This window comes from Paraburkholderia sp. GAS206C (assembly GCF_050435645.1).
Lineage (GTDB): Bacteria > Pseudomonadota > Gammaproteobacteria > Burkholderiales > Burkholderiaceae > Paraburkholderia > Paraburkholderia phenazinium_B.
Map to the genome: position 1 here is coordinate 471,947 of NZ_JBNDKR010000003.1, position 22,907 is coordinate 494,853.

Here is a 22,907-nt window from a genome sequence, read left to right on the forward strand (position 1 = left end):
ACATCTGCAACGTCAACCCGGTTTAACCCTCTCGCACGCAGGCGTTTAGAGCGCCATGGCCTCCCATCGCGGCTCGGCGCCAGCATGCATCTTCTGCAAGCTCATCATGAAAAGAATGCAATGGCTTTGCGGGTCTAATTGACTTCAAATTAGCACGCCCATTCTATTTTTCGACCTGACCGGCATCTCAGCCAAGCCGGGCACACGGAACCTGAGAGAAGGATCGCGCGCACCTGACTGGCCAGATCGGGTGGAGACAGCGACCGGGTTGTACCGCAGAGATGTAATCAAAGCCCGCAACAAGCGGCTATCAAAAATGAGGAGACATGCATGCGTTTGATCAGTCAGGGTATCTGCGGGGCCACGCTGGTTCTCGCCGCAGGCAGCGCCGTGGCGGCGGACTCGAGTGTGACGTTGTACGGCGTGGCCGACACGTTCATCCAATACCTCGACAATGGCGGCAATCATTCGTTTTCCGAACGAAGTGGCGGCGCGGCGGGCTCGCAATTTGGCCTTAAAGGTAACGAGGATCTCGGCGGAGGTCTGTCCGCGCAATTCGATGTCGAAACCGGTTTTAACCTGAATAACGGCACGTTTTTCGCCGATACGACTTCGCTGTTCTATCGGCAGGCTTGGGTTGGCCTGAACCACTCGAGCTATGGCTCGCTGACGTTCGGGCGGCAGTACGAGCCCAGTTTTCGCGTCGTTTATCCGACCGATCCGTTTCGCGTCAACGAGATCCTCTCACCGTTCTCCGCAGACGTGCTCGCGGTCGACAAGAAAACGCTCTCGACGCAGTACGACTCCGGCCGTGCCAGCAACTCCGTGCTTTATCAGTCGCCGAATCTCGGTGGCGTGCAGCTCTACGGCATGTACGCGTTTGCGGCCACCGTGACCCAGCCGGTGCCGGCGACCACGGGGAATATGCTCAACCTCGGCGCGAGTTATACGGGTTATGGCTTGTATGCGGGTCTTTCGTATGTCAATCAGCATCCGGGTCAGGAGACGATCGCAGGTCTGCCGACCGCGCTCACTCTGCTCAGCACCGAGCACTTCATCGGCGCGCTCGCTTATCGGGTGGGTATTGTGAACTTCCAGTTCAACTACTCGTATCAGCGCGCGCAAGATCCGTCGCCCAGGTCTCTCGCAGCGGTGCTCGGCACGGCGCATTCGCTCAGCATCGCCGAGCTGGGTGCCACGATCCAGGCTACGGCTGCGGATACGATCGAGATCGCGGCTTTGCAGCGCAACGTGCGCGGCGCGCATGACAACACGCCGGGCTTCGAGATCGGTGCCGATCATTCGATCTCGAAGCGCACGAGTTTCTATGTCCGCGCGGGCTACATGAAGAACAACGGTACCTCGACCGTCAGCTGGCCGGGCGTCACGGTGAGCGAACCCGGTACCAACCAGGTTCTCGCCACCGTGGGCATGACGCACCGCTTCTGAGGAAGGATAGTCTCCAACCGGACGCGTTGCGTCCGGTCTCGCGCTGACTTATGAGGTAGCCGCGGCCTTGCGCGGACGACGATTGCGCGTCGTGGATTTACGCGCGGTCTTGACGGCCGCGGGTGCCTCCTCCGCAGCCTGAGCGGGTACCTCCTCGCGTGGCGCTTCGCTTGCGACTGCAGGTGCAGCGTCGTGCGATTCCGGCGCGGCCTTCTTCGTTTTTCTCGCCGTAGTCTTGCGGCTGCCGCGTCCCTTGCGGGGTGTCTCCGGAGCAATGTCCTCACGCCCTTCAACAGCGGCTTCCAGCTCTGATTCCGGTTCCGGTGCTGTGTCGAACGTGAACAACCCGGGCTGGGCCGCTGGTTCCGCTGGCTGCTCGTCCGGCTCGTCGTAAGCGAAAGGCGATCTGCCGCCGTGGTTGAAGTAAGTGTCTTCCGGTTCGTGCGGCGACGTCTCAGCGTCCTCGTGACTCGCCGCCGGTTCTGCGAGTACCGCTGCCGGCGCGTCGCGCTGCGACTTACGGTTGCCGCGCCCGCGGCGGCGAGCGTCCTGCTTGTGACCACCGTCTCCCTGCTGCGCGGCGTGTGCCGGTTCCGCGGCCGCCGACTCCTGCGTTTGCTCTGACGTCTCACCAATGGTTTCGCTGAGCGTCGTCACGACATTGCTGCGATACACGTACGCGCCCGACTTCTCATCGCGGCCGAATTCGAGCAGACCGCGTGCCTGTGCTTCTTCCAGCAGATTGCCGAACGCACGGAAGCCGTAATACGTTTCGTTGAAATCGGGCTTGCGGCGCTTGATAGCGTTTTTCAGCACCGAGGCCCAGATCTTGCCGCTGTCGCCGCGTTCCGAGGCGAGCGCATCGAAGGTCTGTACCGCGATTTCCACCGCTTTGGTCCGGCGCGTTTCGAGATCTTCCTTGGGACGCTTCTCTTCATTCGGCGTGCGCTTGGCGGCAGCGGTCGGCTGTTGTGCCGGGCGCACCGTCTCGCGCTTGACGACGGTTCGCTGACTTTCGCGCACCAGGTCGTCGTAGAAAATGAATTCGTCGCAGTTCGCGATGAGCAGGTCGGACGTGGACTGCTGAACGCCCACGCCGATCACCTGTTTCGCGTTTTCGCGCAGCTTCGAAACCAGCGGCGAAAAGTCGGAGTCGCCGCTGATGATGACGAAGGTGTTGACATGCGATTTGGTGTAGCAGAGATCGAGCGCGTCGACGACCAGACGGATATCCGCCGAATTCTTGCCCGACTGGCGCACGTGCGGAATCTCGATTAGCTCGAAGTTGGCTTCGTGCATCGTGCCCTTGAAGCTCTTGTAGCGCTCCCAGTCGCAGTACGCCTTCTTGACGACGATGCTGCCCTTGAGCAGCAGGCGTTCGAGCACCAGCTTGATGTCGAATTTCTCGTACTTCGCATCGCGTACGCCGAGGGCGACGTTTTCGAAGTCGCAGAACAGCGCCATGCTGATGGTTTCGTGGGATGACGCCATGTATTTCTCCAATGAGGCGACCGTCGAACTCGACGGATCGCGCCCATGATAGCGTCCCTGCGACCGGCTACGAGTTTTCTGTCTGCTGGCGGCTCTGCAGCACGTCGTCGATCAGCCCATAGGTCTTCGCATCCGCCGCGGTCATAAAGTTGTCCCGATCGGTATCCTTGACGATGTCTTCGATGCTGCGTCCCGTGTGTTCGGCCATGATCGCGTTCAGGCGTTCGCGCTGATACAGGACTTCGCGCGCCTGAATCTCGATGTCGGCGGCGGTGCCCTGGCTGCCGCCGGAGGGTTGGTGGATCATGATGCGCGCGTTCGGCAATGCATAGCGCTTGCCGCGCTGGCCGGCGGTCAGCAGAAACGTGCCCATGCTCGCCGCGAAACCCGTGCAGAGCGTCGACACCTCCGGCTTGATGAACTGCATGGTGTCGTAGATCGCGAACCCGTCGTAGACCGAGCCGCCCGGCGAATTGATGTAAAAGGAAATATCCTTGTCAGGGTTCTCGGATTCGAGAAACAGCAACTGCGCGACAATCAGGCTCGCGGACTGCTCGTTGACCGGACCGACGAGAAACACAATCCGTTCGCGTAGCAGCCGCGAAAAAATGTCGTAGGCGCGCTCGCCGCGTCCGGACTGTTCGATGACGGTCGGCACGAGACCGAGGCCGTTGAGGGACGGGTAGGTGGAATGCATGTGCGCCTCGCTAACTTGGGGTTAAGCTGGATCAGGTTGAATGAGCTTGAGTGAGTGGCCAGTCCCGCACCGCCGCTGCGGATGTGAGTGACTGTCCCCATGACGAGGGCGCGCGCCGGGGTGTGACATAAATATTTTTGTGCTGACCTGTCACATCGTGCGGTGCTCGAACGTCAGGATTCAAAAGGTGCGGGTTGCGGTGCGCTTGCCGCAGTGCTGGTGTGTCCGAGCCTGCGCGGTGTTGTCCACGCCGTAGCTACGCGCAAAAAAGCAGTTCACGTTTATGGGAGCAGCACGCATGACCGAACCCACCGTCGACAAGTCATCCGCCTTCGAGGCCGCCCGCGCGCGACTCGTTGCGCTGGCGTACCGCATGCTGGGTAGCCGCGCCGAGGCGGAAGACGTGGTGCAGGACGTCTGGCTGAAGTGGCATCTCGCCGATACGCGCGAAGTGCGCACGCCGGCGGCATGGCTGACCACGCTTACTGCGCGTCTCGCGATTGACCGGCTGCGCCATCTGCGACTGGAGCGCAGTGTGCAGGCCCAAGGTTGGCTGCCCGAACCGTGGCTTGACGAACTGGCGCCTTCCGCGGAGGAACTGGCGTTGCGTTCGGCGGAGATGTCGTACGGACTGATGCTGCTGCTTGAACGGCTTAAACCGGATGAGCGGGCCGCCTTCGTACTGCACGAGGCGTTCGACTGCGACTACGCGGAGATTGCGAGGATCCTCGAGCGTACGCCGGCGGCTTGCCGGCAGATCGTGCATCGGGCGAAAGCCCGTTTGCAGCGCGACGGTGCGCCCGTAAGGCGCCCGGACCCGGTACAGCATGCACGGCTCGTCGAGCGCCTGCGGACAGCGCTGGAGGCGCAGGATCGAGCGGGCTTGCTGCAACTGTTTAGTGACGCGCCGGAGATTGTCAGCGATGCGCCGGTTCGCGTGGACGAGCCCGTGGTCGCTGCAACGGATTGGGTGAACACGGTGACGTCGCTAGCCGGAGCGGCGACCGTGATGAGCGCAATGCAAGAGATCGGAGAGGTGCGGGCGCTGCAACAACTGCGCAGAGGATATGCCGCAACGACGGTACACGCCGAGTGCCTGTCGATCGACGGCGCCCCGGGAGTAGCGCTCATGCTAGATGGCGAGATCACCGCGCTACTCGATGTCTCGAGCAGTGGCGGCCGGATCGTGAAACTGCGCATCGTCACGCGTGCCGCGCATCTTCAGACCGCGCGTCGCAATTTCGGCTTACCGGCCGTATGGCAGATACTCAACGAAGTCCGCGAGCGCGCATGGCTTGCACCGCAGCGCGCGTCAGTTACGGTGTGCGGCGACTTCCCAGTTGATATCGACGCATAGCACCTGCATACCGCGCGGTGTCTGCGCGGCAATCGAAGCGGTCACGCACAGGTGCGCTTCGTTGATCGACAGATACGGTGGCGTGAGATGCACCTGACCCGGCGTGCGCATCGCGCCAATGAAATACGGCCGACGCTCCCAGCTCGCGCCTTCCGAATGCAGCAACGGACGGAAACGCTTGGCCCGTTGTGACGCGCGTCCCGGCGGCAACACGTTGTCGCCGATCTGCCGTCCCGAGCCGTCCAGCACGAAACAGCGCGCGGTTTCACCGAGCGCCAGCAGCGGCGCCGTGGCCTGAGCCACTGATTCACCCGCCACCAGCAGCGCGCTCGCGGTTTCGAGCGCTTTCGCATACGGCGCAAGCCGTGCCGCCTGGGCGCGTTCGCGTGCCCCGACCCGTTCGCGCAGCGCGGCCGACAACGCATCCATCAAACCAGCCGCTGCCTGCGGCTGCACTGGCTCGACGCTCGGCCCCGCGAAAAAGGCGCCTTGCACGAAATCCACGTTGCATTCGAGTGCAATCAGCGCGTCGCGCTCGGTGGACAAGCCGCCCATCAGCACCAGTTGTCCCGACTCGTGCAGCAGCGACACAAGCCCCGGCAACACGCGTTCGATATGCGAATGCTCGCTCGCCTGCGCGAGGATGCAGCGGTCGAGCGTGACGATATCGGGCCGCAGGTTCCAGACGCGGTCGATATTCGAGTGTTTGGCGCCGAAGCCGTCCAGCGCGATCAGAAAGCCGGACTTGCGCAGCGCATCCACGATCTCGGCGAAACGCGTAGTCTCCCCGCCAGCCTGCTCCGACACCTCCAGCACCACGCGTTGCGGCGGCAGGCCGAGGGCCTTGAGGCCGGCCAGCAGCGCGTCGCCGTAGCTGGTATCCATCAGCGCGGCGGGATGCAGGCTCAGGAAGAGCCATTCGTCATGGCTCTCGAACGCATTGAAGTTGCCCAGATGCAGTGATTCGGCGAGCCGTCCGAGTTCGAGCAGATCGCCGCGCCGCGCGGCCTGGGTGAACACTTCGTGCGACGGCACCTGCTTGGCATGTTCGTCGTGAGCGCGCAGCGAGGCGTGATAACCGATGGCGCGACGGTGCGATACGGAAAATACCGGCTGGAACACGCTGAACACCGTGTAGCCGCCGTACAGGACGGTGCGCCGGGAGCCCTCATCGCCCGCCATGGGGCGCGGAGGCTGGAAGCCGGGAGGATCGAGTTCGATCATGCTCATCATGTGTCAGTCGTGTGAAGGATGGCGGCGCAGTTGGCACGCCTAAGCGGCCAGTTTACAGGATAGGCGAGCAAGAACCATGCTCGCGGAGGAATTACCCTTCCAGCGTTGTCGAGGACTCATTGTGCGCCGGGAGGTGCGTTGCGGCTATGCAGCGCACAGACATGGTGCGCCGCGCGCCCCGTCGCGGGTCGAGCGCAGGGCCGTGCAGGCCGTTACCAGGCGGCCACGTGGGCCATCTGGCGTTGGGCGTTTTCAGGTCCGTTCGGACGGGTCGGTTTTCTTCGCTGTGCGACGGATGTCGGCCGCCAGTTGCGCGAAGATCCACGACGAACAAGCGGTCATAATGCCGACGCACAGGAACGTCGCATGGAAGGCGGGCAGCGAATTCGCCGCGGTCACCTTGTGGATCAGTCCGGTGAACGTTGCGAGCAAGGCGCCCGCGACGGTGACGCCGAGACTCATCGACAGCATCTGTACCAGCGAAAACAGACTGTTGCCGCTGCTCGCGCCGCCGGTGCCAAGATCTTTGAGCGTGAGGGTGTTCATCGCCGTGAACTGCATGGAGTTCACACCACCGAAGAACGCAAGTTGCACGAGCCGCAGCCACAGCGGCTGGGCGAGGGTGGTCAGCCCGAAGCTGGCCATGGCGAGGCCTACCAGCACGGTATTGGTGACGAGCACGCGCCGATAGCCGTATTTCATGATCAGCGTCGTGACGAGACGTTTGGACATCATGCCGGCTGCGGCGACCGGCAGCATCATCAGACCGGCTTCGAAGGCGCTGTAGCCGAGGCTCACCTGCAGCAGCAGCGGAATCAGATACGGCATCGCGCCGCCGCCGATCCGCGCAAACAGATTGCCGAGCAGGCCGACGCTGAACGTGTGGATCTTGAACAGATCGAGCGAGAACAGCGGATGTGGATCGCGCACGGCATGCAGCCCGTAAGCGACGAAGCAGGCAAGGCTCAGCACCAGCAGCACGAGCACGGTGGCCTGCTGGATACCGAGTTCGGTACGGCCGTCGAGCGCGAACGAGATCGCCACCATGCCGACCACCAGGAACAGATAGCCCTTGATGTCGAATTTCGCGGTATCGGGGTTACGGCTGTCCTGCATGAAGATGAAGGTCACGATGCAGCCGATCACGCCCACTGGCACATTGATGAGGAAGATCCAGTGCCACGAGGCGATCTTGACGAGCCAGCCGCCGAGCGTCGGGCCGATCAGTGGCCCGATCAACCCAGGAATCGCGACAAACGACAACGCGGCCAGATAGCGTTCGGCGGGAAACGTGCGGAGTACGGCGAGGCGTCCGACTGGCAGCAACATGGCGCCACCCACTCCCTGGATCACGCGGTACAGCACCAGTTGATCGAGCGTCTGCGCATTCGCGCACAGCAGCGAGCCGATGGTGAACACCAGAATCGCGATGAAAAACACCTTGCGTGTGCCGAGTTTGTCCGCGAGCCAGCCGGACACCGGGATCATCACGGCCATCGTCAGCGAATAGGCGATCACCACCGATTGCATCCGCAGCGGCAGCTCGCCGAGACTCGTCGCCATGGCTGGCAGCGCCGTGTTGACGATGGTCGAGTCGAGGGTCTGCATGAAGAAACCGGTGGCGACGAGCCACAGCATCACGGTGAGTGAGCGCGCGGTTGGCTGGGGGGCGGTGGGGGCGGGTGTGGTGGCGGCGTTCGGCGGATTCGACATGGAGGGCGGCTGCTCGCGCGCACCGGACGGGCTGAGGAGTGCCTATTTTAGGGAAATCTGCGCGGCCGTGCAGCAGGGTTTGCAGCTTTGGAGGGCGCTTTGCCCTCCGCCCTGCACCCCGGCTCACGGTTCGAGCCGGGCCGCCGCGTCGAAAAAAGCCTGTGCGCGCGGATCGCTCGCGTATGCGGCGTTGATGCGAATCCATGGGCTAACCTCGGCGTTCGGCCGGAAGTAGCTCCCTGGCGCGACGGTGACGCCCAGTGGCGCGCCGCATTCGACGAGGCGCATGGAGTCGACGATATGCGGTACGCGCGCCCATACGAACTTGCCGCCGAGCGGCGTCTCGAATACCTCCCAGCCGCTCGCCTCGAGTGCCTGCACCGCGGCGCCGAGCGCGTCGCGCATGCGGCGGCGCAGCCGGTCCAGATACTTGCGATAGGCGCCACGCTCGAGCATGGCGACGGCCACTGCTTCGGCAAAGCGCGAACCGCCGATACTGGTGAGCATCTTGATGTCGGCGAGATCCTTGATGGTCGCGTTGTCGGCGACAACGTAGCCAATCCGCAGCGACGACGACAGCGTCTTCGACAGCCCGCCCACATAGATCACGTGTTCGAGCTGGTCGAGCGTGGCGAGACGGTCGGTGACATCGGTCTGGAAGTCGGCGTAGATGTCGTCTTCGATGATGCGGAAGTCGTGCTCGCGGGCGAGTTGCAGCAGCCTGAACGCAACGGGTGGAGCGATCGTCGTGCCGGTGGGGTTGTGAAACAGGCTGTTGACGAAGAACAGCTTCGGCCGATGGATGCGCAGTTGCGCCTGCAGGACGTCGAGATCGGGACCGCTGCGGGTGCGCGGAATGCCAACCAGCTTCACTCCATGCAGCTTCAAAAGACCGTACAGGTTGTAGTAGCCCGGGTCCTCGACAAACATCATGTCGCCGGCTTTGAGCATGTAGCGCATCAGCAGGTCGAGCGCCTGGCTCGCGCCGTTGGTGATGAGGATCTGTGAGGCGTCCGCTTCGATGCCGAGTTGCCCGAGGCGGCTTTGCAGATGTTCGCGCAACGTCGCGTTGCCGAGTTGGGTCGCATAGTCGACGAGGCTCGTGGGATCCGCTCGCGAGACGTGACGAATCGCCTGGCCCAAGCCGTCCATATCGCGCCATGCCTCGGGGATAAAGCCGCTGCCCAGCTTGAGCGACTCGCCCGGGTGGTTGAACTGCTGCAGGATGTGCACCGCTTCGTCTTCCGCGCGGCGCGGGTCCGAGCTGCCTTGGGCGCCGCTCGCATTGCGCTGGCGTTCGGCGACATAGAAGCCTGAGCCCGGGCGCGAATCGAGGTAGCCGAGGGAGACCAGCCGGTCGTACGCCTCGATGACAGGGAAGCGGCTCACCTCGTGATCGGTCGAGAACTGACGGATCGACGGCAGTTTGGCGCCCGGATGGGCGGAGCGCGAGCGGATCCATGTCGTGACGCCGGTGACGATCTGGTCGGTCAACGGCACACCGTTTTCGCGGTCGAGTTCGATGTCGAGTTTCATGATCTCTCGTGCATAGGAAGCCGGCAAGGCGGCGCCTGATAGATGACACTCGGGCAACTGTCAGGTTTTTTCACTGCACAGTTCCGCGGAAACTGTTCGGAACTGTGCATGGGGTTTACATCATTGCACGGCAATAATGTGTCAACCAGAGAAGCCGTTCAAGGAGCAATGCGATGCGTGAAATCCGTACTTTCGAACTCGATCACGGTGAGCCGGCAACCGCCTGGCGTGTAGCGCGGCCGCTTACGCTGCAGGTGATGGCGGGGCAGGTTTGGTTGACCGTGGAAGGTGATCTGCGCGATTACTGGCTTGCGTCAGGCGAGACCTTTGAGCTCAATCGTGGCGCACGCGTGTGGGTGAGCGCGGGGCAGCAAGGCGCGCGGCTGGCGCTGGCTTTTGCGAGCGGTTCGGCCGGTGCGCGGGTGCGGCCTGCTGTGGAGACGGCACGGATGTCCCTCTGGAGTTGGGTGCCGCGCTGGTTGCAGACCATCTGAAGGATGCGGGGGCGTTTGAACGCAGAGGCGCTCGCGGGCAGTGTCCTGCTAGCGCCTTGCCTGCCAGTTCTTGCGTCCGCCTCGACATCCGGCAGGCGCACCGCTCACGCTTCGTAATCCCCGATGTATCGCGCTCGCGGCCGGATCAGGCGGCCATCCGCAGTCTGTTCCATCGCGTGTGCAATCCACCCCACCACCCGGCCAACCGCGAACAGCGTAAACGCGGCGCCCGCAGGCAAACCCAATACCCGTTCAATCGATGCGAGCGCGTAGTCAAGCGTCGGCTCGGCGCCGCTCGTCTCGCGCACCGCGCGCGCGAGCGCATGGACCTCGGCAATCGGCGAGCGAGCCGGCGCGCACTCCGTCAATAACTCGAGCAAGACGCGCGCACGCGGATCGCCGTGCGGATACAACGTGTGTCCGAAGCCGGACAGGATGGCGCCGTAGCCACCGTGCTCATCGCGAGCGAGGCGGGTGGCCAGGAAGCGGTCAAGATGCGGTGCGCGGGCCGCCTCGTCAAATAGTGCGGCCACGCGCACGGTCTCGCCGCCGTGACGCGGTCCCGACAACGCCGCAAGACCGCCCGCCACCGCGCCGAACAGGTGGGTGCCCGTCGAGGTGATGCAGCGCACCGTGAACGTCGACGCGTTCAGCTCATGATCAGCGCACGCGATCAGCGCGGCGCGCAGCACACCCATTTGCTGACGGTTACGGATGCCCCAGGCGGCGGCGAGCTGCCGGTGCATGGGTTCATTCGACGGTGCCGCCGAGATCATCGCCGCCGCCAGCAGACGCATTACGGTGCAAGCGGTATCGAGCTGCGCGTCGCGGCCCTGTGCCCAGACCCGTGGCATCTGCGCGGCGGCAGCAGGCAGCAGCACCAGCGCGCGGTCGAGCGGCGTACTGTCACCCCACAATTTGAGCCACGCGGCCCATTGCGCCGCGCCGAGTGGCGCCGGCGGCGCTTCGGCAAGACGCCGCGGACTGCACTCCCACAACAGCGCCGCGACTTCTTCGAGCGATGCCGTGCGCGCTAGCTCGACCGCATCATGGCCGCGATAGAGCAGGCGACCGTCCGCGATCAACGTGATTGACGACTCGAGCACCGGCACACCCCAGTCGAGCACCTTCTGCGCGACCTTGCCGGCACGCTTGCCGTCTGCCTTGCGGCGTGCGAGCCGCCGGACTTCAGCCGCGTCGTATAACCGGTGCTTGCCGTGCGCATCCGGCGACGAATGCAGCATGCCGCGGCTCACATACGCATAGAGCGTCGGCACGCTGACGCCGAGCAGCGCGGCCGCTTCGGTGGCGGTGAGTGTGTTGGCCATGGGTATAAGAACGTGAAGAAACCGGAGAAATCAATATATATTGATTATCTTAATCAAGATTGATTGTGAGAGGGTGGAATTTTAGACTCGGCTCAGTTCCTCCTTCAACTTCATCGCGCCGCTCGGGGCCCTGCTTATGACACCTCACCTCGCACTCGATCATCTCTGGACCGCGGCCGGTTGCGACGCCGCGGCGCTTGACGCCGTCACGCTGACCGGCGAGGACCCAGGTCTGCCGTCCGTGTACCGGGTCGGCACGCTCGCAACGGCCACGATCGCGGCGATGGGTCTCGCCGCGGCCGAATGTTTCCGTCTGCGCACCGGTTGCCGGCAGCGTGTCGAAGTCGATATGCGGCGCGCGCTGGCCGCGTTTCGCAGCGAGCGGTATCTGCGTATCGACGATGGTCCGCCGCCTGCCTTGCGCGATCCGGTGATGGGTTTCTACGCGACGCGCGACGGGCGTTGGATTCAGTTGCACACCAACTTCCCGCATCATCTGGCGGGCATCCTGAAGGTGCTGGGTTGTGCGAATACTCGCGCAGCGGTAGCGGAGGCGATTCGCGGCTGGGATGGCGCAGCGCTGGATCAGACGCTCGCCGACGCGGGTTTGTGTGCCGCGCTGATCCGTTCGCCGCGCGAATGGGCTGCACTCGAGCAGGCTCGGGCGATCGCCAATCTGCCGCTGTTCGAGATCACGCGCATCGGCGATGCGCCGCCGGAGCCGGCTGGCCGCGGTGGCGCCGACCGGCCTCTGGCGGGCGCACGCGTGCTCGACCTGTCGCGGATCATTGCAGGTCCGGTGGCGGGACGCGCACTTGCGCAGCACGGCGCGCAGGTGCTGCTGGTCAACGGTCCGCACTTGCCGAATATCGCGCCGCTCGTGATCGACAATGGACGCGGCAAGCGCTCGGCCATTGTCGATCTGCGCAACGAGGCCGGGCGCGACCAGTTGCGCGCCCTTGCGCGCGACGCCGATGTGTTCCAGCAGGCTTACCGGCCAGGAGCAGTCGCCGCGCTGGGTTTTACGCCCGAAGCGCTGGCGCAGGCGCGGCCCGGGATCGTGTACGTGTCGATTTCCGCGTACGGTCACACCGGGCCGTGGGCGCAGCGACGCGGCTTCGACAGTCTCGTGCAATCCGCGAGCGGCATTGCGTGGACCGAGAGCCGCGCGGCGGGCGTTGATGAACCGAAGCATCTGCCGTGTCAGGCGCTCGATCACGCCACCGGCTATCTGGCCGCGTTCGGTGCGATGGTTGCGCTCGCGCGCCGGGCTACGGAGGGCGGCAGCTGGCATGTGCGCGTGTCGCTCGCGCAGACTGGGCGCTGGCTGCAATCGATGGGACAGATCGAAGACGGCTGGCGCGCGCCTGAGGTTGGCGCCGAAGATCTGCAGGACTGCATGGAGACTGTGGATTCTCCGTTCGGCCGCGTGCGTGGCACGTTGCCTGCCGAGCGTTTATCGGAGACGCCACCGTTTTATGGCCGCCCGCCGGTGCCGATCGGCACCGACGAAGCATCCTGGCTGGCCTGACGGTACGGCATTTACTCGCGTGCGCGGCTACTTGCGCAACTCGGCGACGAAATCGTAGTAGTCGTTGCGGCAATAGGTGTCGGTCAGTTCGATCGCGCGTTGATCCGCGGTGTAGCCGACGCGCGTGATCAGCAGCAGCGCCTCATTCGGCGCAATGCTCATCTGCTGCGCAATCTCATCGCTGGCGTTGACGGCGCGAAAATGCTGCAGCGCGCGCACGATCCCGAGACCGCGTTGCTCGAGATAGCTGTACAGCGAGTCGCCGATGGCTTGCGGATCGGGTATCACCGCGGCCGGGAACGTCGAGTTTTCAACCGCCATCACGATACCGTCCGCGAGGCGCAGGCGCCGCAGGCGCGTCACCGCCGCCGCTGGCGATAAACCCAGTTGAATGACTTCGTCGCGATTGGCGGGCAGGATCTCGCGCGAGATCCATTCTGAACTCGGACTAAAGCCGCGCCGCCGCAGCATCTCGCTGAAGCTCGACAGACGCGAGAGCGGATCTTCATAGCGCGGCGTGATAAAGCTGCCCGCGCCCTGGGTGCGGCGGATCAAACCCTGTTCTACCAGCAGCGCGATTGCCTTGCGCGCGGTGATCCGCGAGACGCCGAGCGCGTCGGACAGCACCCGCTCGGACGGCAGCGCCTCGCCTGCGTTCCAGCGGTTTTCATGAATCGCGTTGCCGAGCTTGCGAGCGAGTTGCAGATAAAGTGGCGTATCGTTTTCCGGGTCCGGGCGCAGATCGCGCCAGCGGTCTTCCGAGGCAGAGTTCATGTGGCAGACGCAAGAAGGGCAAGCGGCAATTCTATGACATTGGCGCGCTGTGTTATAGCGGGCTTTTGCCTGGGGGGTCGATTTGACGGTCTGCAAGCGGATAAACTTGTGCGAACCGGGGCCGTCCAAAATGAGCGACCTTAACGCGCTGTCCGCGGTCGTGTGAAGCCGGCCGTCCTTGATACGGCAGCCCGCAGCCGGTCGTCCGCCGCCGGTCGCCCGCAATCGAAGGAGAACGTATGACGATCGATATCGCCACTGTGAGCTTGCCCGACGGCGAGCACATACCGAAGCTGGGGCAGGGCACCTGGGAGATGGGCGAGCAGCCCGCACGGCGTGCCGCGGAGATCGCGGCGATCCGCGCCGGCATCGAACTCGGCATGACGCTCATCGATACCGCCGAGATGTACGGCGACGGCGCGACGGAAAGCCTGCTCGGCGAGGCGCTCGGCGGATTGCGCGAACGCGTGTTCCTCGTTAGCAAGGTTTATCCGCACAACGCCAGCCGGCGCGGCGTGCAGACGGCCTGCGAGAAGAGCCTGAAGCGGTTGAAAACCGATCACCTCGATCTGTATCTGCTGCATTGGCGCGGTTCGGTGCCGTTGGACGAGACGGTGGCGGGTTTCGAAGCCCTGCAGCAGGCCGGCAAGATTCGCCATTGGGGCGTCAGCAATTTCGACACCGACGATATGGAAGAACTAATGACGGTACCCGGCGGTGACGCCTGCGCGACCAATCAGATTCTCTATAACGTCGCGCGACGCGGCCCGGAATATGACCTGCTCCCATGGCTTGCTGGCCACGACATGCCGGCGATGGCATACAGTCCGGTGGATCATGCGCGCCTGCCGAAACGCTCGGCGCTCGACAACATTGCCGACGCGCGTGGTGTCTCGGTGTTTCAGGTGGCGCTTGCGTGGGTGCTGCAACAACCTGGCGTGTTCGCGATCCCGAAGGCAGGACGCGTTGAACATGTGCGCGACAATCAGCGCGCGCTGGAACTGCGACTCGACGCCGACGAATGCGCGGCCATCGACGCGTACTTCAAACCGCCGCGTAACAAACGGCCGCTTGAAATGCTCTGAGGGTGATTGGGATTCTCGCAACGCCGCTGACGAAATCGTTGATGACTCGATCCCGGCTGTGGCGGTGACGCTCGACCGGGGGATCGAGACGCCACCGCCTACGCTCGCCGGGAAGGGCTGCCGCGACGGAGCACGGCCCGCGGGGTAGGAACGGCTCGGGGGTGCCGTTCCCTGGATCTAATGTCCTTTCCCGCCGCTACTTCCGCCACTGCTGCTTCCACCCTTGCCTCCGTGGCCGCCATTGCCGAAACCTCCGCCAAGGCCTCCGCCGAAGCCACCACCGAAGCCGCCAAACCCACCGCTGGGACCGCTGCCGCAACCGCAACCGCCGCCAAAGCCTCCGCCGAAACCGCCGCCGGGGCCGCTCCCGCCACCACCGGGGCCACTGCCACCGCCGCCGGGACCACTGCCGCCGCCGCCACCGGGACCACTGCCGCCGCCGCCACCGGGACCACTCCCGCCACCACCACCCGGACCACTACCGCCGCCGCCGCCGCCCGGACCACTACCGCCGCCACCACCGGGACCACTACCGCCACCGCCGCCCGGGCCACTACCGCTACTACCACCGCCGCTGCTTCCGCTTCCACCACCCTTGCCGGCGCTCGCCCCATTTCCACTCGGCCCTGCGCCGGCCGCGGCCCCTGCGCCGCTACCCGCACCGGCGTTGCCGCTGGAACCGGCCGCTCCGCTTCGACCATGCGCCGCACAGTGACCCGCGTTGGTGCCACGGCATTCCAGACCGCCGAAGACCGTAGCGACGTCCTCAGCCGCGGTGGCGTTATAAGCCGCTTCTCCGGTTCCAGACGGATCGTTCTGCGCAAGCTGCGTCGTAGTGGCCGCGCCGCTCGCGGGCAACGGAGCAGCGGCCGCAACCGTCAGCCTCGCAACGTCGTCACTGGAGCCGGCGTAAGCGACCTGAATTGAAAGTAACCCCGCGCCTGCGGCGAACATCGCCATACCGCCGGCTATCCCGTAGCAGTACTGATTTAATTTTCTGGTCTTCATCACTTCTCTCCCGAGGAGACGCCAGCTCCTCGTCGCCGCCGTCTCTCAAGCGTGTGTGGTATGCGAGCGGCCTGTCGATCTGCGAGCCTGATCGCCTCCCCGAGTCGCTCTGCGCATCGCGTGCCGTTGCTTAACACACGCGATGTGCGCGAAACGCTGTCACCGTTTTGCCGATCCTTCGTGGCCCCGGTCCGCGAGATTGATTCCCCCTCCCTCGCGCGCTGCGGCAAACGCCGGTTGCCCGCTCGTTTGCCGGGCGCGACGTCGACGACGCGCGCCATGCCGCTGGACTCGTCCATGCATATGGATGTCAGCGCAACGGATCGCGCACGCGGCTGGATCGTTCAACGCGGGCCGGATACCGCTCCCTTTATAGCGATATCCGTGCCACTGCCCGCTCAAGCCCGTCCGATGTGGCGTCTTCGTGATGGGCGTGACGCGCCATGTCGGGAATCGACGGAAAACGTTTCGGACGTGAAACGCGCGAGTGGGAGCGGCTTAAACTTCGCCTGGGGTTCCACCTGGGGGCGCGTCCGGGACCGTGCCCTGGACGACGACGGGCTGCGCGCCTTGCAGCGCGCGCAGCTCTTCGATGGGGATGTGGCAGCGGATCCGATGCCCGCTGCCGGCGTCGACGAAAGGCGGATCCTGCTGCTCGCAGATAGCGCCGAGCTTGCGCGGGCAGCGTGTGTGGAACACGCAGCCCGAAGGCGGTGATGCCGGGCTCGGCATCTCGCCGGACAGGCGAATGCGCTCGCCGCGATTGACGGCATCGAGGGCCGGCGCCGAAGACAGCAGTGCCTCGGTATACGGATGATGCGGGCCGTCGAAGACCGCGGCGGCAGGCCCGATCTCCAGAAGTCGTCCGACGTATAGCACTGCGATGCGATCGGACAGGTAACGAACCACGTGCAGATCGTGCGAGATGAACACGTAGCTCACACCGCGCTCGCGTTGCAGATCGGCGAGCAGGTTGAGGATCGACGCCTGCACGGAGACATCGAGCGCGGAGGTGGGTTCATCGCACACCACCACGCGCGGCTCACCCGCGAAGGCGCGGGCAATCGCAACGCGCTGCTTGAGGCCGCCCGACAGCTGTCGCGTGCGGGAGCCGAGATAGCGATCCGGCAAGCGCACGGCTGCCGTCAACGCCGCGAGCCGCTCGTCCTGTGCCGGGCCGCTCAACGCTGCGAGCCGCGAGAGCGCGCGGCCAATCAGCCGTCTCACGGAATGCGACCGGTTGAGCGCCGAGTCGGGGTTCTGGAACACGATCTGTAGCGATTTGACCTGCTCGTCGTTGCGGCTTGTGACGCGAGCGGGCAGCGGTTTGCCGTCGAGTTCGAGGATGCTGCCGGCGTCGGGTGCGAGCAGGCCGAGCATCAGCTTGGCGAGCGTTGTCTTGCCGCTGCCCGACTCGCCGACGAGGCCCAAGGTTTCGCCGGTAGCCAGGTCGAGCGAGACGTCGTCGACCGCGCGTAGCGCGACGCCTCCCACGTGGAATGTCTTCGAAACCCGTTCGGCGCGCAGCACAAGCGCGCCATGGACGGCAGCGTTGGCAGGTAATGCATCTTTGCCAGCGCCGGCTTGAGGCGAGGCCGCTTCCGTGCTGGTGCGCGGCAATTCCATCGCCCGCTCGTGATAGTGGCAACGCGACATCTGATCGCCGTGCGCACCGGCAACACGATGCGGCGGTGGAACCTCGCGGCGGCAGCGGTCATCCGCGAGACGGCAGCGGTCTGAGTAGATGCAACCCTGCGTGACCGAGCCGGGCGAGGGCAGTTGCCCCGCGATCGTGTCGAGCCGTTCGCGCTCCTTGCTGCGCCCCGACGTAGGCAGGCAGCGTAGCAGGCCGACCGTGTACGGATGACGAGGCCGGGCAAACACATCTTGTGTCGCGCCTTCTTCGACGAGCCTGCCCGCATACAGCACGCCGACACGTTCGCACATGCGGCCGATGACCGCGAGATTGTGGCTGATGAAGAGGACCGCGGTGCCGAGTTCCTTGCGCAGTTGCGCGACGAGATCCAGCACCTCGGCTTCGACGGTGGCGTCGAGACCGGTAGTGGGTTCGTCGAGAATGAGCAGGGCGGGGTTCGACGCGAGCGCCATCGCGATCACCACGCGCTGTTGCATGCCGCCCGACAATTGATGAGGATAACTGTCCATCACCCGTTCAGGCGCCGCGATGCGCACACGCCGCAGCATCTCGAGCGTGCGCGTCAGCGCCTCGCTGCGGCTGGCGCCCGCTGCTTCGAAGGCCTCGGCGACCTGGCGCGCAATCGTCATCGACGGATTCAGCGCGCGGCCCGGGTCCTGGTAGACCATCGAGATCGCGGTGGCGCGCATCGTGCGTAACGCATCGGCGTCGAGCGTCTGCACATCCTGTCCAGCGATCAGGATCTTGCCTGCTTTCGCTTTGCCGTTGCGCGGCAGATAGCGCAGCGCTGCCATTGCGACGGTCGATTTGCCGCAACCTGATTCGCCCACCAGACCATATGCCTCGCCGCGCCGTATGCGGAACGAGACGTCGTGCAAGACCTCGCGATCACGTCCACGGATCCGGTAAGTGACGGTGAGGCCGACTAGGGTCAGCGCGTCGGTGCGGTCGCTCTTCGAGACGTCGAAGGCGGGAAACGAGGCGGGAGGAGGGCCGTTCATCGGTCGAGCACGCCTTGCACGCTATCGGCGATCAGGTTCACGCCGACCACCAGCGAGGCGATGGCAGCGGCGTCGAACACGACCGTCCACCACGCACCGCCCGCCATCAGCGTGTACGACTCGGACAACGCGAGGCCCCAATCCGCAGAGGGCGGCTGGATGCCGAAGCCGAGAAAGGACAGCGTCGCCACCGCGAAAATCGCATAGCCGAGGCGCACGGTGGCTTCGACGATAATCGGCGGCAGCACGTTCGGGAGGATCTCCGCAAACATGATGTAGGGTGCGCGTTCGCCGCGCAGTTGTGCCGCCGCGACGTAGTCGAGATGGCGTTCGGCAAACACCGCAGCGCGCACGGTGCGTGCGGTGATCGGCGTGAACGTGATGCCGATTACGAGGATCACCGTTAGGTTCGAGGCGCCCACGGCGGCCAGCGCAAGCAGTGCGACGATCACGAGCGGCAGCGCCAGCACGGCGTCGATCGCGCGTCCCACTACATTGTCGACCCAGCCTTCGAAGTAGCCGACCACGAGGCCAAGGGCCGTGCCCGCCACGGTGCCGAGCAGCGTGGCGAGCGGCGCGATGGTGAGGATGTCGCGAGCGCCGACGATAACGCGCGAGAACACATCGCGGCCGAGCTGATCGGTGCCGAACCAGTGCGCGTGGTCGGGCGGCATCAGCGAGTTGAGCGGGTCGGAGGCGTAGGCGTCGAGCGGTGCGATCCAGCGTCCCGCAATTGCGCAGACCACCCACCACAGGACGATCACCACGCCGACCACGAACGTCGGCGAGCGCAGCAGCACGCGCAACTGATCGAAGCGGGGCTCGCGTACGGCAGGCGTAGCCGGTGTGCCGGGGACAATCGTGCTCATTCGCCGCTCCTCACGCGCAGGCGCGGATTGAGCATGACCTGCAAGGCATCGGCCGCGAGATTCGCTACCGTATAGACGACGCCGATCGTCAGCACGCCGGCCTCGAGCATCGGGAAGTCCTTCGCCTTGGCGGCGTTGTAGATCAGCGAGCCGATGCCCTGATAGTGGAACAGCGTCTCCACCACGACGAGGCCGCCGATCATATAACCGAGCTGTGTAGCGGCAACGGTGATGGTAGGCAGCAGCGCATTGCGCAACACGTGCCGCCAGATCACGACACGCTGCGGCAGGCCTTTGAGAATGGCAGTGCGCGTGTAATCGGCGTCGAGTGCCTCGACGGTGCCGGCTCGCGCCATGCGCGCGATGTAGCCGAAGAACACCAGCACGAGCGGCAGCACCGGCAGGATCAGATGTTTCAGTTGTTCGAGCACGCCTGCGCCAGGAGGATACGAGGCTTCGATCGGCAACCAGCGTAACCACACACCGAAGATCAGGATCAACGTGATCGACGAGACGAATTCCGGCACGACCGTTGCCGACAAACCGGCGATGCTGATCGTGCGGTCGATCCAGCGTCCCGCGTGCATCGCGGCCCACACGCCGCCGGCAATACCCAACGGCACGACAACGATGAAGGCGAGCAGCCCAAGCTTCGCCGAATGCGCGAGAGCGTCGGCGATGAACGGTCCAACGGGCTCGCGATACGCGTACGACAGCCCCATGTCGCCACGCACGAAGTGCGTGATCCACTCGACGTATTGGGTCAATAGCGGCCGGTCCGAGCCGAGCTGATGATTGAGCGCGGCGACCGCGCGTGCATCGGCGAGCGGGCCGAGAATCGCGCGGCCGATGTCGCCTGGCAGCAACTGCCCGCCCGCAAACACGATCACCGAGAGCAACCACAGCGTGATCACCGACAGCGCCAGACGCGTCGCGAGAAAACGCGCAACCCGTCCTGCGTTGCCTTTGCTAACGCGAGGGGTGGAGGGCGTGAGCGCAGTCGACATGGTTAGCTAGGAGCGGCACACACCGCGCTCAGGCACTGAGCGTCACGCGGTTGAAGTACAGCTGCGCGAGCGCAGTAAAACGCATTCCGTTGACGCCCGAGCGCATCGCAATCAGCTGATCGTAGAAGAACGGAATGATCACGGGCGTCTCGTCGAGCAAGAGCGTTTGAATCTGGCCGGAGAGTTTGCGCTGCGATGTGATATCGACGGCCGCCACAAATTGCGCGACCAGTTGGTCGTACTGAGGGTTCTTGAAGTGCGCTGCGTTCCACGTCCCGTTGCTCGTCAGCGGTGCGTTGAGGAATACGTTCGGCACGCCGCGATGGCCGTAATCGGTGATGCCGAGCGGCGAGTCGAGCCAGTCCGATTTGCCGGGTGTGGCCGCGCCATAGTAGAGCGACTGGCTTTCCACCTTCAGGTTGATACGTACGCCGATCGCCTTGGCCGCGTTTTGCACGACCACCGCGAGATCGGGAATCTCCATGTACTTTTCCGTGGTGAGCGTCACGTCGAAGCCGTTGGCCATACCCGCCTGCGCGAGCAGTTGCTTCGCTTTGGCAACGTCGATCTTGCGTTGCGGCACGCCGGCATCGGACGACGGAAACACCGGCGCGAACGGACTGTCGTTGCCGACCTGCGCCTTGCCGCGAAACAGGCCACGCACGATCACGTCGCGATCGAGCGACAGCGCCAAGGCCTGGCGCACGCGCTTGTCCTTGAAAAGCGGATCGTCGTTGCGCATGTGGATCTGGCGATGCGCGCTCGACTTCACACCGATCGTCTTGAACTCAGGGTTGTTCATGAGGCCCACACCGCCCTGCACCGTGAACGTACCCATCACGTCCGCCTGACGTCCTTGCAGCGCGAGAATCTGCGCCTGTTCGTCGGCGTAGAACGAAAACTGCACGCGTTCCGGCAACGCCTTTTCACCCCAATAGTCGGGATTGCGTACGAACGAGGCGCCGACCTTCGGCGTGTACTTTTCAAGCTTGAACGGACCGGTGCCGATGAAGCTCTTTTCGTAGTTGCCCGCGTAGTTGGCCGGCAGCACGATGGCGTTGTAATTGTCCGAGGAAACGTAGTACGGGAAGTTGCCGTTCGGCGCGTCGAGGTGGAACGCGACCGTATGATCGTCGACGACCTGGGCGCCGCCCTTGGATAGCACGCCCTTCAGCACGGAGAGCGCCGCCGAGCCGCTCGCCGGATCGGCCAGGCGGTCGAAGGTGGCGACGACGTCTTTCGCCGTGAACGGCTGGCCGTCGTTGAACTTCACGTTTGGACGCAGCCTGAAGGTCCAGACATCGCCTTTGTCATTCGGCTTCCACGAGAGCGCGAGCGCCGGCTTGAGGACCAGGTGCTCGCCATCGTCGTCGATCAGGAATTCGCCGCTCTGCACCAGCAGCGCGAGACCGCCGGCATCGCCGACGGTGAGGGGATCGATCGCACCGGTCGGAGTCAGATGGGCAACGCGAATGGTCGCGTTCGCAGCGCCCGGAGTGCCTTGTGCGCGTGCCTGCGGGGTAGCGAAGAGACCACCGCCCGCGAGCGAAAGTCCAATCACGCTGGCGTAGCGCAGCAGTTCGCGGCGTGACAGGCGGCCGGCGACGAATTCGTCGATCGCATGGTTGCCGTAGTCGTCGGCACTGCGGCGTGCAGTTTCGAGCGCGAGGAGTCGATCCGCGGGAGTCTTCATCGATGGGGCGTCCAGTCCGTTCTGATAGGTGCCGCGCAGCTTGCGCACGGCAGGGGCGACGGTATCGCGATGGCGAAAAGCGGTTTCAGTGTAAGCGATTGGGCAGCGGTTCGGAACGTCTGCGGCCGCTGAGGCTGGAGTTGACGCGCTTAAAAGGGCCAACCTGTCTCACCGTGACAACGCCCGGGTGCTCGGCGCCGCGGGCGAGCACGGCGTCCTATAACACTTGCCGATGCGCTGGCAGACGAACCGCTGTGGTGGCGACATCCTTACCGGTTCTTCGCCGCCTGGCTTAGTGTTCGTGCGGATGTTTGTGGATCGGATCGACCCAGAACACGGTTTCCGGCGCTTCGACCGCGTCGATGTTCAGGTTCACCACCACCGCCTCGTTATCGCTGCGCACGAGCACGCATTCGAGCGGGTCGTCGGTGCTGCCGTTGATCTCCTGATGCGGCACGTAGGGCGGCACGAAGATGAAGTCGCCGGGACCGGCTTCGGCGGTGAACTCGAGGTGCTCGCCCCAGCGCATGCGTGCCTGGCCGCGTACGACGTAGATGACGCTTTCCAGCGCGCCGTGATGATGCGCGCCGGTCTTGGCATTCGGATGGATCGTCACCGTGCCTGCCCAGATTTTCTGCGCGCCGACGCGCGCCGCGTTGATTGCGGCGGCGCGGTTCATGCCCGGCGTTTGCGCGGTGTTGCTGTCGAGCTGATCGCCGCGGATCACCTTGACGCCATGTTCGCGCCAGTCGACAGGCGTGCTTTCATTGGACGCGGCGCTATCGGGTTCATGCGGGTGGTCATGATCGTGATCATGCGGATGGTCGTGACTCATGGCGTGTCTCCCATGCAAAGCCGCCGGGTGAGGGCGGGCATGTCTGGTTGCAGTTTCGCCATTCTTGCATGTCCGCCGCTTACGCGCGCGGCTTGCATCGTGGCAAAAAAAAGCCCGTTCAACCTGAACGGGCTTTGTGCACGCTAACC

At 64.5% G+C, this 22,907-nt stretch carries 18 protein-coding genes; 5 read left to right on the plus strand and 13 right to left on the minus strand.

The features are described 5' to 3' along the window. The first annotated feature begins 330 nt into the window (after positions 1–330). Positions 331–1,449 (plus strand): porin, encoded by a 1,119-nt coding sequence (locus P3T20_RS10505; protein WP_429286843.1) that lies wholly within the window; start codon positions 331–333, stop codon positions 1,447–1,449. Between the two features lie 48 nt (positions 1,450–1,497). Here P3T20_RS10505 and P3T20_RS10510 read toward each other — a convergent pair whose 3' ends face one another. Together P3T20_RS10510 and clpP are read right to left on the minus strand one after the other, a co-directional pair. After that, positions 1,498–2,940 carry an NYN domain-containing protein gene (locus P3T20_RS10510; protein WP_429286844.1) on the minus strand — a complete coding sequence of 481 codons (1,443 nt, stop codon included), beginning with the start codon at positions 2,938–2,940 and terminating at the stop codon, positions 1,498–1,500. A gap of 67 nt (positions 2,941–3,007) precedes the next feature. After that, entirely contained in the window at positions 3,008–3,637 is a 630-nt protein-coding gene (gene clpP / locus P3T20_RS10515; protein ID WP_429286845.1) for an ATP-dependent Clp endopeptidase proteolytic subunit ClpP, read from the minus strand. A gap of 298 nt (positions 3,638–3,935) precedes the next feature. On the opposite strand from clpP, the gene P3T20_RS10520 reads away from it, so the two are divergent. Continuing rightward, positions 3,936–4,994: a sigma-70 family RNA polymerase sigma factor gene (locus P3T20_RS10520; protein WP_429286846.1), complete on the plus strand. Its 1,059-nt coding sequence runs from the start codon at positions 3,936–3,938 to the stop codon at positions 4,992–4,994. Here P3T20_RS10520 and P3T20_RS10525 read toward each other — a convergent pair. From P3T20_RS10525 to P3T20_RS10535, 3 genes are all read right to left on the minus strand, one after another. Further along, positions 4,950–6,224: an EAL domain-containing protein gene (locus P3T20_RS10525; RefSeq protein WP_074265940.1), complete on the minus strand. Its 1,275-nt coding sequence runs from the start codon at positions 6,222–6,224 to the stop codon at positions 4,950–4,952. The genes P3T20_RS10520 and P3T20_RS10525 overlap by 45 nt on opposite strands. A 255-nt stretch (positions 6,225–6,479) precedes the next feature. Beyond that, a complete protein-coding gene (gene mdtD / locus P3T20_RS10530) occupies positions 6,480–7,940 on the minus strand; it encodes a multidrug transporter subunit MdtD (RefSeq protein ID WP_429286847.1) in 1,461 nt (486 codons plus the stop codon). Positions 7,941–8,063: 123 nt separating this feature from the next. Then, complete coding sequence (locus P3T20_RS10535) at positions 8,064–9,476, minus strand: PLP-dependent aminotransferase family protein (RefSeq protein WP_429286848.1); 1,413 nt, start codon at positions 9,474–9,476, stop codon at positions 8,064–8,066. Between the two features lie 173 nt (positions 9,477–9,649). On the opposite strand from P3T20_RS10535, the gene P3T20_RS10540 reads away from it, so the two are divergent. After that, the gene (locus tag P3T20_RS10540; RefSeq protein WP_429286849.1) at positions 9,650–9,970 is read left to right on the plus strand and encodes a DUF2917 domain-containing protein; all 321 of its coding nucleotides are present in this window, start codon (positions 9,650–9,652) and stop codon (positions 9,968–9,970) included. 104 nt (positions 9,971–10,074) lie between these two features. Here P3T20_RS10540 and P3T20_RS10545 read toward each other — a convergent pair whose 3' ends face one another. Further along, positions 10,075–11,298, minus strand: coding sequence for a citrate/2-methylcitrate synthase (locus tag P3T20_RS10545; protein WP_074263528.1), 1,224 nt, complete (start codon positions 11,296–11,298; stop codon positions 10,075–10,077). A 136-nt stretch (positions 11,299–11,434) separates the two neighbouring features. Between P3T20_RS10545 and P3T20_RS10550 the strand changes: the two genes are divergently transcribed. Then, positions 11,435–12,829, plus strand: a complete 1,395-nt coding sequence (locus P3T20_RS10550) for a CoA transferase (RefSeq protein ID WP_429286850.1) — start codon at positions 11,435–11,437, stop codon at positions 12,827–12,829. A 27-nt stretch (positions 12,830–12,856) separates the two neighbouring features. On the opposite strand, the gene P3T20_RS10555 is transcribed toward P3T20_RS10550, so the two are convergent. Then, positions 12,857–13,603 carry a GntR family transcriptional regulator gene (locus P3T20_RS10555; protein ID WP_074263530.1) on the minus strand — a complete coding sequence of 249 codons (747 nt, stop codon included), beginning with the start codon at positions 13,601–13,603 and terminating at the stop codon, positions 12,857–12,859. A 239-nt stretch (positions 13,604–13,842) separates the two neighbouring features. Here P3T20_RS10555 and P3T20_RS10560 point away from each other — a divergent pair, with 239 nt between their 5' ends. Further along, positions 13,843–14,688: an aldo/keto reductase gene (locus P3T20_RS10560; RefSeq protein WP_429286851.1), complete on the plus strand. Its 846-nt coding sequence runs from the start codon at positions 13,843–13,845 to the stop codon at positions 14,686–14,688. Positions 14,689–14,865: 177 nt separating this feature from the next. Here the strand turns inward: P3T20_RS10560 and P3T20_RS10565 are convergent, their stop codons facing one another. The 6 genes from P3T20_RS10565 to P3T20_RS10590 all read right to left on the minus strand — a co-directional run bounded on the left by P3T20_RS10565 (position 14,866) and on the right by P3T20_RS10590 (position 22,758). After that, on the minus strand, positions 14,866–15,696 hold the full coding sequence (locus tag P3T20_RS10565) for a hypothetical protein (protein WP_429286852.1): 831 nt from the start codon (positions 15,694–15,696) through the stop codon (positions 14,866–14,868). Between the two features lie 498 nt (positions 15,697–16,194). Beyond that, the gene (locus P3T20_RS10570) at positions 16,195–18,354 is read right to left on the minus strand and encodes an ABC transporter ATP-binding protein (protein ID WP_429286853.1); all 2,160 of its coding nucleotides are present in this window, start codon (positions 18,352–18,354) and stop codon (positions 16,195–16,197) included. Continuing rightward, positions 18,351–19,223, minus strand: a complete 873-nt coding sequence (locus P3T20_RS10575) for an ABC transporter permease (protein ID WP_429286854.1) — start codon at positions 19,221–19,223, stop codon at positions 18,351–18,353. The genes P3T20_RS10570 and P3T20_RS10575 overlap by 4 nt, the downstream gene beginning before the upstream one ends. Then, positions 19,220–20,230, minus strand: coding sequence for an ABC transporter permease (locus P3T20_RS10580; protein ID WP_074263535.1), 1,011 nt, complete (start codon positions 20,228–20,230; stop codon positions 19,220–19,222). Before P3T20_RS10580 ends, P3T20_RS10575 begins: the two co-directional genes overlap by 4 nt. A 28-nt stretch (positions 20,231–20,258) precedes the next feature. Next, positions 20,259–21,923 (minus strand): ABC transporter substrate-binding protein, encoded by a 1,665-nt coding sequence (locus P3T20_RS10585; protein ID WP_429286855.1) that lies wholly within the window; start codon positions 21,921–21,923, stop codon positions 20,259–20,261. Between the two features lie 292 nt (positions 21,924–22,215). Next, the gene (locus tag P3T20_RS10590) at positions 22,216–22,758 is read right to left on the minus strand and encodes a cupin domain-containing protein (RefSeq protein ID WP_429286856.1); all 543 of its coding nucleotides are present in this window, start codon (positions 22,756–22,758) and stop codon (positions 22,216–22,218) included. Between the last annotated feature and the right edge of the window lie 149 nt (positions 22,759–22,907).

Coding starts and splice junctions, on each gene's coding strand:
- clpP (WP_429286845.1), bottom strand. CDS start 3,637: ATGCATTCCACCTACCCGTCCCTCAACGGCCTCGGTCTCGTGCCGACC.
- P3T20_RS10590 (WP_429286856.1), bottom strand. CDS start 22,758: ATGAGTCACGACCATCCGCATGATCACGATCATGACCACCCGCATGAA.
- mdtD (WP_429286847.1), bottom strand. CDS start 7,940: ATGTCGAATCCGCCGAACGCCGCCACCACACCCGCCCCCACCGCCCCC.
- P3T20_RS10570 (WP_429286853.1), bottom strand. CDS start 18,354: ATGAACGGCCCTCCTCCCGCCTCGTTTCCCGCCTTCGACGTCTCGAAG.
- P3T20_RS10535 (WP_429286848.1), bottom strand. CDS start 9,476: ATGAAACTCGACATCGAACTCGACCGCGAAAACGGTGTGCCGTTGACC.
- P3T20_RS10525 (WP_074265940.1), bottom strand. CDS start 6,224: ATGAGCATGATCGAACTCGATCCTCCCGGCTTCCAGCCTCCGCGCCCC.
- P3T20_RS10510 (WP_429286844.1), bottom strand. CDS start 2,940: ATGGCGTCATCCCACGAAACCATCAGCATGGCGCTGTTCTGCGACTTC.
- P3T20_RS10580 (WP_074263535.1), bottom strand. CDS start 20,230: ATGTCGACTGCGCTCACGCCCTCCACCCCTCGCGTTAGCAAAGGCAAC.
- P3T20_RS10520 (WP_429286846.1), top strand. CDS start 3,936: ATGACCGAACCCACCGTCGACAAGTCATCCGCCTTCGAGGCCGCCCGC.
- P3T20_RS10565 (WP_429286852.1), bottom strand. CDS start 15,696: ATGAAGACCAGAAAATTAAATCAGTACTGCTACGGGATAGCCGGCGGT.
- P3T20_RS10555 (WP_074263530.1), bottom strand. CDS start 13,603: ATGAACTCTGCCTCGGAAGACCGCTGGCGCGATCTGCGCCCGGACCCG.
- P3T20_RS10505 (WP_429286843.1), top strand. CDS start 331: ATGCGTTTGATCAGTCAGGGTATCTGCGGGGCCACGCTGGTTCTCGCC.
- P3T20_RS10550 (WP_429286850.1), top strand. CDS start 11,435: ATGACACCTCACCTCGCACTCGATCATCTCTGGACCGCGGCCGGTTGC.
- P3T20_RS10585 (WP_429286855.1), bottom strand. CDS start 21,923: ATGAAGACTCCCGCGGATCGACTCCTCGCGCTCGAAACTGCACGCCGC.
- P3T20_RS10575 (WP_429286854.1), bottom strand. CDS start 19,223: ATGAGCACGATTGTCCCCGGCACACCGGCTACGCCTGCCGTACGCGAG.
- P3T20_RS10545 (WP_074263528.1), bottom strand. CDS start 11,298: ATGGCCAACACACTCACCGCCACCGAAGCGGCCGCGCTGCTCGGCGTC.
- P3T20_RS10540 (WP_429286849.1), top strand. CDS start 9,650: ATGCGTGAAATCCGTACTTTCGAACTCGATCACGGTGAGCCGGCAACC.
- P3T20_RS10560 (WP_429286851.1), top strand. CDS start 13,843: ATGACGATCGATATCGCCACTGTGAGCTTGCCCGACGGCGAGCACATA.